The 13523-nt window shown below is 52.9% G+C and carries 10 protein-coding genes; 4 read left to right on the top strand and 6 right to left on the bottom strand.

The window, feature by feature from the left end; all coding sequences use genetic code 11:
* Positions 1-4: 4 nt before the first annotated feature.
* The gene (efeO, locus tag HV346_RS08120) at positions 5-1132 is read right to left on the bottom strand and encodes an iron uptake system protein EfeO (protein ID WP_181623011.1); all 1128 of its coding nucleotides are present in this window, start codon (positions 1130-1132) and stop codon (positions 5-7) included.
* A gap of 41 nt (positions 1133-1173) precedes the next feature.
* Positions 1174-2007 carry an iron uptake transporter permease EfeU gene (gene efeU, locus HV346_RS08115; RefSeq protein WP_181623010.1) on the bottom strand — a complete coding sequence of 278 codons (834 nt, stop codon included), beginning with the start codon at positions 2005-2007 and terminating at the stop codon, positions 1174-1176.
* A gap of 251 nt (positions 2008-2258) precedes the next feature.
* Between efeU and HV346_RS08110 the strand changes: the two genes are divergently transcribed.
* A complete protein-coding gene (locus HV346_RS08110; protein ID WP_181623009.1) occupies positions 2259-3443 on the top strand; it encodes a nucleoside transporter C-terminal domain-containing protein in 1185 nt (394 codons plus the stop codon).
* Positions 3444-3524: 81 nt separating this feature from the next.
* On the opposite strand, the gene HV346_RS08105 is transcribed toward HV346_RS08110, so the two are convergent.
* Both HV346_RS08105 and putP read right to left on the bottom strand, forming a co-directional pair.
* A complete protein-coding gene (locus HV346_RS08105; protein WP_181623008.1) occupies positions 3525-3944 on the bottom strand; it encodes a DUF3574 domain-containing protein in 420 nt (139 codons plus the stop codon).
* 112 nt (positions 3945-4056) lie between these two features.
* Complete coding sequence (gene putP, locus HV346_RS08100) at positions 4057-5565, bottom strand: sodium/proline symporter PutP (protein ID WP_181623007.1); 1509 nt, start codon at positions 5563-5565, stop codon at positions 4057-4059.
* A 446-nt stretch (positions 5566-6011) separates the two neighbouring features.
* Here putP and putA point away from each other — a divergent pair, with 446 nt between their 5' ends.
* Both putA and HV346_RS08090 read left to right on the top strand, forming a co-directional pair.
* Complete coding sequence (putA, locus tag HV346_RS08095; RefSeq protein WP_181623006.1) at positions 6012-9974, top strand: trifunctional transcriptional regulator/proline dehydrogenase/L-glutamate gamma-semialdehyde dehydrogenase; 3963 nt, start codon at positions 6012-6014, stop codon at positions 9972-9974.
* Positions 9975-10026: 52 nt separating this feature from the next.
* The gene (locus HV346_RS08090) at positions 10027-10422 is read left to right on the top strand and encodes a lysozyme inhibitor LprI family protein (RefSeq protein ID WP_181623005.1); all 396 of its coding nucleotides are present in this window, start codon (positions 10027-10029) and stop codon (positions 10420-10422) included.
* Here the strand turns inward: HV346_RS08090 and rutR are convergent.
* Both rutR and HV346_RS08080 read right to left on the bottom strand, forming a co-directional pair.
* Positions 10419-11057 carry an HTH-type transcriptional regulator RutR gene (rutR, locus tag HV346_RS08085; protein WP_181623004.1) on the bottom strand — a complete coding sequence of 213 codons (639 nt, stop codon included), beginning with the start codon at positions 11055-11057 and terminating at the stop codon, positions 10419-10421. The genes HV346_RS08090 and rutR overlap by 4 nt on opposite strands.
* A gap of 336 nt (positions 11058-11393) precedes the next feature.
* Positions 11394-12158, bottom strand: coding sequence for a type 1 glutamine amidotransferase domain-containing protein (locus HV346_RS08080; protein ID WP_181623003.1), 765 nt, complete (start codon positions 12156-12158; stop codon positions 11394-11396).
* Between the two features lie 175 nt (positions 12159-12333).
* Between HV346_RS08080 and HV346_RS08075 the strand changes: the two genes are divergently transcribed.
* Positions 12334-13236: a LysR family transcriptional regulator gene (locus tag HV346_RS08075; protein ID WP_181623002.1), complete on the top strand. Its 903-nt coding sequence runs from the start codon at positions 12334-12336 to the stop codon at positions 13234-13236.
* Positions 13237-13523: the final 287 nt, after the last annotated feature.

Raw genomic sequence — 13523 nt, 5'->3', positions numbered from 1 at the left:
GTACTTAGTCCAGACCCAGAACGCCGCGCAACTGAGCCAGATCTTCCGCCAGGGTCGTAATTGGGCCTTTCAGCGCATTACGGTCGGCATCGGTCAGCTTGTCATAGGTTTCATAACCGTCTTTGGTACGGTATTTCGCCAGAATGGTGTTCACTTTCTTGAAGTTCGCATCCACTTTAGCCAGCAGTTCGCTGTTATCTTTCTGCAACTGAGGACGCAGCAGGTCGACAATTTTCTGCGCGCCTTCCACGTTTGCCTGGAAGTCCCACAGGTCGGTATGGCTGTAGCGATCTTCTTCACCGCTGATTTTGCTGGCTGCCACTTCTTCAATCAGCCCCGCCGCACCACCCACCACTTTTGACGGTGGGAAGGCCAGTTCGCTGATGCGTTTTTGCAGTTCCAGCACGTCAGTATTCAGTTGCTCAGCATACTTCTCCATCCCTTTGGTGGAGTTGTCGCCAAACAGGGCTTTTTCCAGACGGTGGAAACCGGTGAATTTAGGATCAGCCGCTTTCTGCTCGTAGTCATCTTCACGGGCGTCGATGCTGCCATCCAGGTCAGAGAACAGTTCTGCAATCGGTTCAATGCGCTCGTAGTGCTGGCGAGTTGGCGCATAAAGGGCTTTCGCTTTTTCGATATCACCAGCTTTCACCGCGTCGGTAAAGGCTTTCGTCCCGGTCACAAGGTCAGCAGTCTCTTTCGTGACATAGGCTTTATACGCCGTAATCGCTCCGCCCAGGCTCAGCAAGGCTTCACTTTTGGCTGCATCGGCTGTCGCTTCGCCCTTCACAATCAGCTTGCCTTTCGGGTTGGTCAGCAGACCACAGGTCATGTCGTATTCACCCGGCTGCAGGTTGGCCGTCATTTTCTGGGTAAAGCCAGGCGCGATATTTTCACGCTCCTCCACCACCATTACGCCTTTGAGGATTTCCCATTCCAGCGCCTTCTGGCTATGGTTCTGAATAATAAACTGCGTTTTACCGCTGTTGACCGTGACAGTCATCGGCTCACACTGTTTGTCATTCACGGTAACTTTAACCTGCGGAATATCTGCCGCGCCTGCAGAGAAAGCAGACGCAAACAGCGCTGCCACACCAACCTGTAACGCACTACGACGAAAATGAATTGCCATGACTCTTCCCTTTCTTAAGTATGTTGTAACGACGTAGCACTTCAGGGCGCAGTACGCGACGGCTGAGTGCTGGGGCGTGATGGCATAAAGAACAGCACCAGCGCCGGAATGAGATAGATGAAATACATCGCCACTTCGCTGACGCTCGGCGTTTCCTGATACCCGAAAATACCTTCGAGCAGCGTCCCGGTCAGAGAATGGGTGGTGAGAACGTTACTGAGATCGAACGCAACATCCTGGAAGTGGTTCCACAGACCCGCCTCATGGAAGGCGCGAATAGCTCCTGCCGCCAGGCCTGCAGCAACCAGCAGAATAAACAGACTTGTCCACTTGAAGAATGCGCCCAGGTTAAGACGAATACCGCCCCAATAGAGCAAGAATCCTAATACCACGGCCGTTGCCAGCCCCAGCATTGCGCCAAGCGGCGGCCAAATACCCACATCTTGCTGGAAAGCAGCCAACAGGAAAAAGACCGATTCCAGGCCTTCGCGCGCCACAGCAAAAAAGACCATCATGATCAATGCCCAGCCGTGGTTGTTGCTTTTTTGCAGGGCATTATCAACGGCCTGCTCCAGTTGAACCTTCACATTGCGGGACACTTTACGCATCCAGAACACCATCCAGGTCAGGATGACCACCGCAATCACCGCAACAATGCCTTCAAACAGCTCTTGCTCTTTTTGCGGGAATTCACCGGTGGTTTCGTTGATCAGGATCCCCAGCCCAAGGCACAGGGCAGCGGCGAGGATCACCCCAATCCACATCACCCCAATCCAGCGTCCTCGCTGAGTGCGTTTCAGGTAACTGGCGATAAGGCTGACGATGAGAGCCGCTTCAAGGCCTTCACGCAACATAATGAGAAATGGAACAAACATGCCGACACCTTAATTGTTAATCGCAGTCAACTGATGCAAAGAAAAGTAAATTCCTGTGATAGTGATTATCATTACGCCACACAGAAACACAAGTGAAATGTGTGGTGTTTTGATGACGAGATGTAAATCACTCGCTGATTAATAGTTTCACCCGTTATCGTTGTATTTATAACTTATAACCCAAATGCCCATTTACGGTTAATCACAGCTGTGGCTAAATATGCGGCTCGCAAACCAACTGAACATTCATCATGTATAACTTTGTCCATTTCTTGCTGGCGCTGGTCATTATTCTTGCGCTTGCCTGGCTGGTGAGTTTTGACCGCCGAAAAATTCGTATTCGCTTCGTTTTACAGCTTATTGTTATTGAAATTGCGCTGGCATTCTTTTTCCTGCATGCCGAAAGCGGGTTATTCATTATTAAATATGTCTCCGGCTTCTTTGAATCACTGCTTAAATTCGCCTCGGAAGGGACCAATTTTGTCTTTGGTGGCATGGGTGAAAAAGGGCTGGCATTCATATTCCTTGGCGTACTTTGCCCCATTATTTTTATTTCTGCCCTGATTGGTATCCTTCAGCACTGGCGGATTTTACCGATCTTTATCCGGGTCATCGGCACGCTGCTGTCGAAACTGAATGGGATGGGTAAACTGGAGTCCTTTAACGCGGTGAGTTCGCTTATTTTAGGGCAATCAGAAAACTTCATTGCCTACAAAGGCGTACTGGGCGATCTCTCCTCCCGTCGCCTGTTCACCATGGCAGCTACCGCAATGTCGACCGTATCCTTGTCGATTGTCGGAGCCTACATGACGATGCTCGATGCAAAATTTGTCGTTGCTGCGCTCATTCTGAACATGTTCAGTACCTTTATTATTCTGTCTGTCATTAACCCGGCGCGTCCGGAAGGCGAGCCGGATATTCATCTTGAAAAACTGCACGAGTCGCAGAGTTTCTTTGAGATGCTGGGCGAGTATATTTTGGCCGGCTTTAAAGTAGCGATGATTATTCTGGCGATGCTGATTGGCTTTATTGCCCTTATTAGTGCCATCAACGCCCTCTTCTCCAGCGTATTTGGCATGAGCTTCCAGCAGATCCTGGGCTATGTGTTTTATCCTCTGGCGTGGCTTATCGGTATTCCACTGAGCGATGCGTTAAATGCAGGCAGTATTATGGCAACCAAGCTGGTGGCAAATGAATTTGTGGCGATGATTGAACTGCAAAAAATTGCCAGTCAGATGACACCACGTGGTCTGGGTATTCTCTCTGTATTCCTGGTCTCTTTCGCTAACTTTGCGTCAATCGGTATTGTGGCTGGCGCCATTAAAGGCCTGAACGAAAAACAAGGGAACGTGGTCTCTCGCTTCGGTCTGCGTCTGGTGTATGGCGCAACGCTGGTCAGTCTGCTGTCCGCGAGCTTTGCTGGTTTAGTGCTGTAATTTATGCCCGGCGGCCTGGCGCTTGCGCGGGCCTGCCGGTTTGACAAGCCGGGTAAGCGCCAGGCCACCCGGCGAGTTTTATCAGAACTGTACACACACCGGTTGATCGACACGCATCACCGACTCCTGCGCAAAGCGTGATTTATAGATCCCACGCAATGCCTCAATACTCTTCTCACTCTGCGCGTCTTTGCCGTGGATCAGCATCAGCGCCTTACTCTGCTCACGAGCCACTTTTCCGTCGTTACCCAGCCATTGACCGCGTGCATCAAACACCGTTAAACCATCACGAAAACGCGGCGTCACATCCTGGTCAACAAACTGCTGCCATTCCTGACCCGTAATGTCTTTCCCTGCCGGGCGGCTCAGCCCGAAATAGAGCGTGGTTTGCTGCATCTGGTTGTCCGCTTTGCAGGTATCAACCGCAGCATGTTGCGATGGTGCATTGCAGCCAGCCAGCATCAAAAGTGCAGCCGCCATAAGCCCTGTTTTGATTGTCATTATTCGCTATCCTCATTGTTATAAGCACAGCGATATCAACGTAAATTGCGGAATTTAGCAAGAGGGGTTTGTTCCCTCTCCCAAAGGGAGAGGGTCAGAGTAAGAAGAGGAATTACTCAGGCTGCAGTTTAGACGGAGGTGCAGAGTGGTAATGCGCATCCGCTTCAGCAAAGCGTTTTTGCATTGCCGCTGATGGCGCTTTGCCCAGCAGGCTGAACACCACAATACCGACACTGCCGAAGATAAAGCCTGGGATGATTTCATACAGCCCCAGCCACGCGAACTGTTTCCAGACGATAACCGTTACCGCGCCAATGATCATCCCGGCGAGTGCACCATTTCGCGTCATACGCGACCACAGCACAGAGAAGAGCACTACAGGGCCAAACGCCGCACCGAAGCCCGCCCAGGCATAGCTCACCAGGCCGAGAACACGGTTTTCAGGGTTTGCCGCCAGCGCGATAGAGATCAGCGCCACCACCAGCACCATGAAACGCCCTACCCACACCAGCTCGGTCTGGCTTGCCCCTTTACGCAGGAACGCCTTGTACAGGTCTTCCGTAATCGCACTGGAGCAGACCAGCAACTGACAGCTCAGGGTTGACATCACTGCCGCCAGAATCGCCGACAGCAGAATACCGGCAATCCACGGGTTGAACAGGATTTGCGCCAGCTCGATGAACACGCGCTCGGCGTTCTGGTTCACCGCGCCTGCCTGTGCCGGGTTGTTATTGAAGTAGGCAATACCGAAGAAGCCTACCGCACACGCCCCTGCCAGGCAGAGGATCATCCAGGTCATACTGATACGACGCGCGTGAACGATGGTGTGGTGGGAATCTGCCGCCATAAAGCGTGCCAGGATATGCGGCTGACCGAAGTAGCCCAGGCCCCAGCCCATCAGGGAAACGATGGCGACAAAGTTCAGGCCTTTCAGCATATCAACGTTTTCGATGCTCTTTTGCTTGATCACTTCCAGCGAATCGCCAAAGCCACCCACGGTAATAATCACGATCACTGGGGTCAGGATCAGCGCAAAAATCATCAGACTTGCCTGAACGGTATCGGTCCAGCTGACGGCCAGGAAGCCGCCCACAAAAGTATAGAGGATCGTTGCGGCCGCTCCGGCCCATAGCGCCGTTTCGTAGCTCATACCAAAGGTACTTTCGAACAGACGCGCACCGGCCACAATGCCGGAGGCACAATAGATAGTGAAGAACACCAGAATAACCACAGCAGAGATAATGCGCAGAATACGGCTCTTATCTTCAAAACGGCCGGTGAAATAATCCGGCAGCGTCAGGGCATTATTGTTAGCTTCGGTGTGCACACGCAGGCGCCCTGCCACCAGTTTCCAGTTGATCCACGCCCCCAGCGTCAAACCAATGGCGATCCAGCTTTCTGAAATACCTGAGATGAAAATCGCCCCTGGTAACCCCATCAGCAGCCACCCGCTCATGTCGGATGCACCCGCAGAAAGTGCGGTCACCATCGGGCCTAAACTGCGGCCACCCAAAATATAGTCATCGAAGTTCTTCGTCGACCGCCATGCCAAAAACCCTATCAGGATCATGCCAAAGATATAAACGAGAAATGTCACCAGCATCGGTGTGCTAATTGCCATTCAAACTCTCCAAAATTGTCGTGCGACAACCATCCGGGCTGCCTTGTTATGTCATCACCGGAACGTGGTGATGTGTGTCTACCCGTCATGCTTCAGGGTATATGAGCTTCTGTTGGGCGCGCTATCCTGCCGTATACGCATCCCGCTGACAAACGATTTAACACTGCATTTACATCAAATTCATCCCTGGTTTTATAGGTCTTTCCTATAGGTTGCACTCGCTCACGCTTTTACGGGTTGCACCTTTTAAAAGTGTTAACTCCCGCATAAAAACAGGCTTTGAAGGCACATGCCAGCTAATTTTTCCAGCTAACCGTCTATTAACAATCCATTCATTTTCCAGCTTGCAAACCATGTCACATTTAACACGGTTGCACAAAGTTGCAACATGGTGGATATTTCACGCTATCGACAGAACATCAATACCGAACAACAGGAGTTTTGGCATGGGCATGACCACCATGGGGGTTAAGCTGGATGACGCAACACGCGAAAGAATTAAAACCGCAGCGACCCGTATTGACCGCACACCACACTGGTTAATTAAGCAGGCGATTTTCAATTATCTCGAAAGGCTGGAAAGCGAAGACGGCCTGCCGGAGTTACCCGCCCTGCTGGCGGGCGCGGCAAACGAAAGTGATGATGCCACCAGCAATACAGAAGAAAACCACCAGCCCTTCCTGGAATTTGCCGAGCAGATCCTGCCCCAGTCCGTGAGCCGGGCGGCGATCACCGGCGCATACCGCCGCGCGGAAACCGACGCCGTCCCCATGCTGCTGGAACAGGCCCGCCTGCCTGAAACCATCGCCGCGCAAGCACACAACCTGGCGTACCAGCTCGCTGACAAACTGCGTAACCAGAAATCCGCCACCGGTCGTGCTGGCATGGTGCAGGGCCTGCTACAGGAATTTTCTCTCTCCTCACAGGAAGGGGTTGCCCTTATGTGTCTGGCAGAAGCGCTGTTGCGTATTCCTGACAAAGCCACCCGCGACGCCCTGATCCGCGACAAAATCAGCAACGGTAACTGGCACTCACACATTGGCCGCAGCCCGTCGCTGTTTGTTAACGCCGCCACCTGGGGACTGCTGTTTACCGGCAAGCTCGTTTCAACCCATAACGAAGCCAATCTCTCCCGCTCACTGAACCGCATTATCGGTAAAAGCGGCGAGCCGCTGATCCGCAAGGGTGTGGATATGGCGATGCGTCTGATGGGCGAGCAGTTCGTCACCGGGGAGACCATCGCCGAAGCGCTGGCCAACGCCCGTAAACTGGAAGATAAAGGTTTCCGTTACTCCTACGATATGCTGGGCGAAGCGGCGCTGACCGCTGCCGACGCACAAGCGTACATGGTGTCCTACCAGCAGGCGATCCACGCCATCGGTAAAGCCTCTAATGGACGCGGTATTTATGAAGGTCCGGGCATCTCCATTAAGCTCTCCGCCCTGCACCCACGCTACAGTCGTGCCCAGTATGACCGCGTGATGGAAGAGCTTTACCCACGCCTGAAATCCCTGACCCTGCTGGCGCGTCAGTACGATATCGGGATCAACATTGATGCGGAAGAAGCTGACCGCCTGGAGATCTCCCTCGACCTGCTGGAAAAACTCTGTTTCGAACCCGAACTGGCAGGCTGGAACGGGATTGGCTTTGTCATTCAGGCTTACCAGAAACGCTGCCCGTTTGTCATTGACTACCTGATTGACCTCGCCACCCGCAGCCGCCGTCGCCTGATGATCCGTCTGGTGAAAGGGGCGTACTGGGATAGCGAAATCAAACGCGCACAGATGGACGGTCTGGAAGGCTATCCGGTCTATACCCGTAAGGTGTACACCGATGTCTCTTACCTTGCCTGTGCGAAGAAACTGCTCGGCGTACCGAACCTGATCTACCCGCAGTTCGCAACACACAACGCCCACACGCTGGCAGCCATCTACAGCCTGGCCGGGCAAAACTACTACCCAGGGCAATACGAATTCCAGTGTCTGCATGGCATGGGTGAACCGCTGTATGAACAGGTCACCGGGAAAGTGGCGGACGGAAAACTGAACCGCCCATGCCGTATTTATGCCCCTGTCGGCACACACGAAACGCTGCTGGCCTATCTGGTTCGCCGTCTGCTGGAGAACGGGGCGAATACCTCCTTCGTTAACCGAATTGCCGATACCTCGTTGCCGCTCGACGAACTGGTTGCCGATCCGGTACAGGCTGTTGAGAAAATGGCCGCTCAGGAAGGCCAGATTGGTCTGCCGCATCCGAAGATTGCCCTGCCGCGCGAGCTGTATGGTAAAGGCCGCGTGAACTCCGCAGGCCTGGATCTGGCGAACGAACACCGCCTGGCATCGCTCTCTTCCGCCCTGCTTAACAGCGCCCTGCAAAAATGGCAGGCCAAACCGATCCTTGAAGAGCCAGTAGCTGACGGGGAAATGCAGCCGGTGATTAACCCGGCCGAGCCAAAAGACACCGTCGGTTACGTACGCGAAGCGACGGAGCAGGAAGTGGATCTGGCCCTTAACAGCGCAGTGAACAATGCGCCGATCTGGTTCGCGACCCCGCCACAAGAGCGTGCCGCCATTCTGGAGCGGGCTGCCGTGTTGATGGAAGATCAGATGCAGCAGCTGATTGGCATTCTGGTACGTGAAGCCGGTAAAACCTTCAGCAACGCGATTGCCGAAGTGCGCGAAGCGGTCGACTTCCTGCATTACTACGCCGGTCAGGTTCGTGATGATTTCGACAATGAAACCCACCGCCCGCTTGGCCCGGTGGTCTGTATTAGCCCGTGGAACTTCCCGCTGGCGATCTTTACCGGACAAATCGCTGCCGCACTTGCCGCAGGTAACAGTGTGCTGGCAAAACCGGCGGAACAGACTCCGCTGATTGCCGCCCAGGGGATCAACATTCTCCTTGAAGCGGGTGTACCGGCAGGCGTGGTGCAGTTGCTGCCAGGCCGGGGTGAAACGGTCGGCGCGAAGCTGACGGCCGATAACCGCGTGCGCGGCGTCATGTTTACGGGCTCGACCGAAGTCGCCACGCTTCTGCAACGCAACATTGCCACTCGCCTGGATCCGCAGGGTCGTCCAACGCCGCTGGTTGCCGAAACGGGCGGGATGAACGCCATGATTGTCGACTCATCGGCCCTGACCGAACAGGTCGTCGTCGACGTACTGGCTTCCGCTTTTGACAGTGCGGGACAACGTTGCTCTGCCCTGCGTGTGCTGTGCATACAGGATGATGTTGCCGACCACACGCTGAAGATGCTGCGTGGTGCAATGGCAGAATGCCGCATGGGTAACCCAGGGCGGCTCACCACCGATATCGGCCCGGTCATCGACGCAGAAGCCAAAGGCAATATCGAGAACCACATTCAGGCCATGCGTGCCAAAGGCCGTCCGGTATTCCAGGCCGTCCGTGAGAACAGCGAAGATGCCCGTGAGTGGCAAGCCGGAACCTTTGTTCCGCCCACGCTGATTGAACTGGCGAGTTTTGATGAACTGAAAAAAGAGATCTTTGGCCCGGTTCTGCACGTAGTGCGTTACAACCGCAATAATCTGGATCAGTTGATCGAGCAGATTAATGCGTCAGGTTACGGCTTAACGCTGGGAGTACATACCCGTATAGACGAAACCATCGCCCAGGTAACCGGTAGCGCCAACGTCGGTAACCTGTACGTCAACCGTAACATGGTGGGCGCAGTGGTTGGCGTACAGCCTTTCGGAGGAGAAGGTTTATCGGGCACAGGTCCGAAAGCCGGTGGTCCACTTTACCTCTACCGTTTGCTGGCTCATCGCCCGGAAAATGCGCTCAGCATCACCCTCGCACGCCAGGACGCAGAACATCCGGTGGATGCTCAGCTCAAGGCAATCCTCACGCAGCCGCTGGATGCACTCATCACATGGGCAGATAAACGCCCGGAACTGCGCACCCTGTGTCAGCAGTTTGGTGAGCTCGCGCAAGCCGGGACACAACGCCTGCTGCCAGGCCCAACCGGAGAACGCAACACCTGGACATTAATGCCGCGCGAGCGGGTGTTGTGTGTTGCAGATAACGAACAGGATGCTCTGGTTCAACTGGCTGCGGCGGTCGCGACGGGGTGCGAAGTCTTGTGGCCGGAAGAGGGTCTGCACCGCGATCTGGCGAAACAGTTGCCCAAAGAGGTCGCGTCGCGCATTCACTTTGCCCAATCAGATGTCCTGTTCACCCAACCGTTTGATGCGGTGATCTACCACGGGGATTCTGACCAGCTTCGTGAGCTGTGCGAGCAGGTCGCGGCACGCAGCGGAGCGATTGTCTCGGTGCAGGGCTTTGCCCGGGGAGAAACCAATCTCCTGCTGGAGCGCCTCTATATCGAACGCTCGCTCAGCGTCAATACTGCCGCCGCTGGGGGGAACGCCAGCCTGATGACAATCGGCTAACGCTGTGCTAATAAGGCTCCGGAGACGGAGCCTTTTTTTATTCGGGGAGTTTATGAAACGATTTCTTATCGCAGGCGCGGCATTGCTGCTGAGCACCAGTGCGCTGGCAGACGAGTGTGCCAACGCCAGCACGCAACTGGAACTGAACACCTGTACAGCACAGCAATATCAGGCAGCCGATAAAAAGCTAAACCAGACCTGGCAGGCCGCGTTAAAGCGTGCCGCTGCACCACAGCGGGATCTGCTGAAAAAAGCACAACAGGCGTGGATCACCCTACGTGATGCCGATTGCGCGTTTATCGGCTCAGGCACGGAAGGCGGCAGCGTTCAACCGATGATCGTTAACCAGTGCCTGGCGGAAAAAACGGTCGAGCGCGAAGCGTTTCTCGCCTCACTGATGCAGTGTGAAGAAGGCGATTTAAGTTGCCCTCTTCCCCCGGCAAACTAACGCACACGGATCCCTTCAATAATCATCCGCTGTACGTTTTCCAGGGTATTCTGGAAAAAGGCTTCGTCCTGCAACGTTTTGCCCGTGACAGCCTCAACCTGGGCCGCAAAATCAGCATAATGCTGGGTTGAGGCCCAGATCATGAAGATCAGATGATGCGGATCGACCGGTGCAAGTTTCCCGTTGGCAACCCATCCGGCAATAATGGCGGATTTATCGGCAACCAGCTGTTTTAAGTCTCCCGTCAGCTCGGCCTTCAGCAACGGCGCTCCCTGCAACATCTCCAGACAGAATAATCGCGATGCCTGCGGGTAATCACGCGATACCTCAAGCTTGAGGCGGATGTACTCTTTTATCGCCACCAGCGGGGTGAACTCTTCGCGAAACGCCTTAAGCGGGGCGAGCCAGATGTCCAGAATCTGTTGCAGCACCGCAACGTAGAGCGCCTCTTTAGACGGGTAGTAATACAGCAAGTTGGTCTTTGATACCCCAGCCTGCTCCGCCACCTGTTCAAGGCGAGTGCCATGAATACCAAACTGCGAAAAGGTGTCCAGCGCCGCTCCCAGGATGGCCTTTTTCTTGGCGCTCACCGCCTGGGACCGTTTACCCGCTGTTTTCACTGCACCTTGTGTCATACCCGCTCTCCTTATTTTGCTTAGCCATCAGCATAGCAAAACCCCTGCTTTCTCTCGACATTCTGTAGCGCAGGGGCTGTGCAAAATTGATGAGGGGAATGTGTTGTGGTGTGAGATGGGTTGTAGGGGGGAAATGATTGAAAACGGAGGCAGGAGTCATATCTGGGGTTGACTGGGGGTTTTAGTGGGTCGGTTGAGGGGGACCGGAATGGCGGGTATGTGCCAGGAGCGGACATTTTGTAGATTATTCGGAGGCATACCAAAAAAGAATTATCACGGACCTGAAAGATAGTTATGCGTCAGGAAAACGCTCCTGACGCAAACTGTAAACGCTAATCAGACTTTCTTTTGTAGAGCATTTACCACAGCCTCGCCCAGTGCTTTAGCCGATGCCGGGTTCTGTCCCGTAATCAATCGCCCGTCGACAACCACTTTATTTTCGAAAATCGGAGCCTCCTCGAAGAGTGCTCCATCTTTTTCTAACGCCGCTTCCAGCTCAAATGGAACAATTTTATCGTAGTGCCGATATGCTTCTTCTTCTGCGGTAAATCCGGTCAGATGACGTCCTTTGATCAACAGTTCGCCATTGCTGAGCTTAACGTTCAACAGCCCGGCAGGCCCGTGGCAAACGGCACTGATGATGCTGTTGTGCTCATACATAGTTCTGACAATATGGATCAGTTGCGGGTTATTAACAAAATCCCACATTGGACCATGTCCCCCGACAAGCAGAATCGCGCTGTAATTTTCCGGATTCACTTTTTCCAGAGCAATAGAATTGGCTAATTTATTACGGTGCTCAGGATTCGTCCAAAAATCGAGATTAGCCCGATCCTTCAGATCGAACCCGTCGAAGGGAGGTAGTCCACCTTTAGGGCTTGCAATATCATAACTCACACCCGCTTTATCAAAAACTTCGACAGGATGAGTTAATTCAGGAAACCAAAATCCCCCGACCAGATCCGGCGTTTTTTTATCCAGACTGGATACCACAATAAGGACTTTTTCTCCCTTTACGCTGATTTGAGCAAGAGCAAGAGGAGACACCGCGCAGAACAGAACTGATGCAAAAAGGCATGTACAGAATTTCAAAATTGTCACAGGTAATTTCTCCAGTGGGTCGTGTAAGTCGACTCTAACTGAAAGAAGTAGCGCCCAACAGACGGTAAAAAAAGGACAATGTGTTTAAAAAAACGATGTAATAACTCTGCATTGTTGCTTAATGTTACTATGAAGTTATCTCCAAAGTTTTAGAAATAATATGACAAGAGGCTACATGGGTCAGTCCGATATCTTTGACGGTTTAAACGAGTTTCTGGCCATTGCAAAGCGCTTGAGCGTTAGAAAGGCAGCTCTTGATATGGGCAAAACGCCGGGCGCTGTAAGTCTGGCTTTGCAACGGCTTGAACATCGCCTTGGAGCGCCACTTTTCCATAGGACGACGCGCAGAATGTCACTAACGGAAACAGGCGAGCATCTTCTTCAGCAAATCGCCCCAGCAGCCCAGATAATTGCAACGAGTTTTGAAGACGTCGCGCAATCAGCAAAGTTGCCAACAGGAACGCTGAAACTGATTGTAGAACGCCTTGCGCTCCCTCATGTTCTCGAACCTCTTTTACCTGCATTCAGAGAGGCATGGCCGAATATACATATTGATATTACGGTAAGTAACCGACACGAGAATTTCGTTTCAGAGGGTTATGATGCAGGAATTATGATCGGTTCATATATTGAGCAGGACATGATTGCCATCAGACTCTCACCGCCATTCAGGTGGGCGGTATTCGGTTCTCCCGAATATTTCCAAAAATATGGAAAGCCGAAAAAAACGCAAGACCTCGAACAACATGAATGCATTCGCTTTCGTCGTCCTGAAAAAGGGGATGTTTATCGCTGGGAGTTTATTGAAGACAATGAAAATAAAAAGTTTGAGCCTCGTGGGTTGATTACCGTGAATGACGGAGAATTAATGCGTAGCCTCGCTGTTAGGGGGGCAGGGTTGATTTATTCCTCCACCTTTCACACTTCTCGTGAACTGGCTAATGGTTCTCTGGACGCGGCCTTGCTGGATCTTTCTCCGGGTAACGATGGACTATTCCTTTATTTTTCCAGAGCAGCCAGAAATCAACCCAAACTTCGTGCATTTATCGACTTATGCTCAGAATTAATAACAACCTGAATCGCTAATGTGTTCGTGGCCATCCTTTACATCGAGTACTCTGCCTCATGCCTTTTGATCATTAAAGTAACGTCCGCCCCTCGCTCAAAGTAGCCTCTTAGACACTCGCATATGGGCTGCCTGGTACAGCAGACATTGCAACGCGGGGTATTTGTTGGAACGTTGTGTTGATTGCTCGCTATGGACGTCAATCAGCCACGAGTAAAAAAATGTGAATACCGATCAGATATGCTAAAACATACCCCCGGCCCACAGGTGACAGGGGGTTAATAATAATGCCAGGCTGA

This window comes from Enterobacter sp. RHBSTW-00994 (assembly GCF_013782625.1).
Taxonomy (GTDB): domain Bacteria; phylum Pseudomonadota; class Gammaproteobacteria; order Enterobacterales; family Enterobacteriaceae; genus Enterobacter.
This window is presented reverse-complemented; position numbering and strand designations above follow the sequence as displayed.

Coding starts and splice junctions, on each gene's coding strand:
- HV346_RS08075 (WP_181623002.1), top strand. CDS start 12,334: ATGGGTCAGTCCGATATCTTTGACGGTTTAAACGAGTTTCTGGCCATT.
- efeU (WP_181623010.1), bottom strand. CDS start 2,007: ATGTTTGTTCCATTTCTCATTATGTTGCGTGAAGGCCTTGAAGCGGCT.
- putP (WP_181623007.1), bottom strand. CDS start 5,565: ATGGCAATTAGCACACCGATGCTGGTGACATTTCTCGTTTATATCTTT.
- rutR (WP_181623004.1), bottom strand. CDS start 11,057: ATGACACAAGGTGCAGTGAAAACAGCGGGTAAACGGTCCCAGGCGGTG.
- putA (WP_181623006.1), top strand. CDS start 6,012: ATGGGCATGACCACCATGGGGGTTAAGCTGGATGACGCAACACGCGAA.
- HV346_RS08105 (WP_181623008.1), bottom strand. CDS start 3,944: ATGACAATCAAAACAGGGCTTATGGCGGCTGCACTTTTGATGCTGGCT.
- HV346_RS08090 (WP_181623005.1), top strand. CDS start 10,027: ATGAAACGATTTCTTATCGCAGGCGCGGCATTGCTGCTGAGCACCAGT.
- HV346_RS08110 (WP_181623009.1), top strand. CDS start 2,259: ATGTATAACTTTGTCCATTTCTTGCTGGCGCTGGTCATTATTCTTGCG.
- efeO (WP_181623011.1), bottom strand. CDS start 1,132: ATGGCAATTCATTTTCGTCGTAGTGCGTTACAGGTTGGTGTGGCAGCG.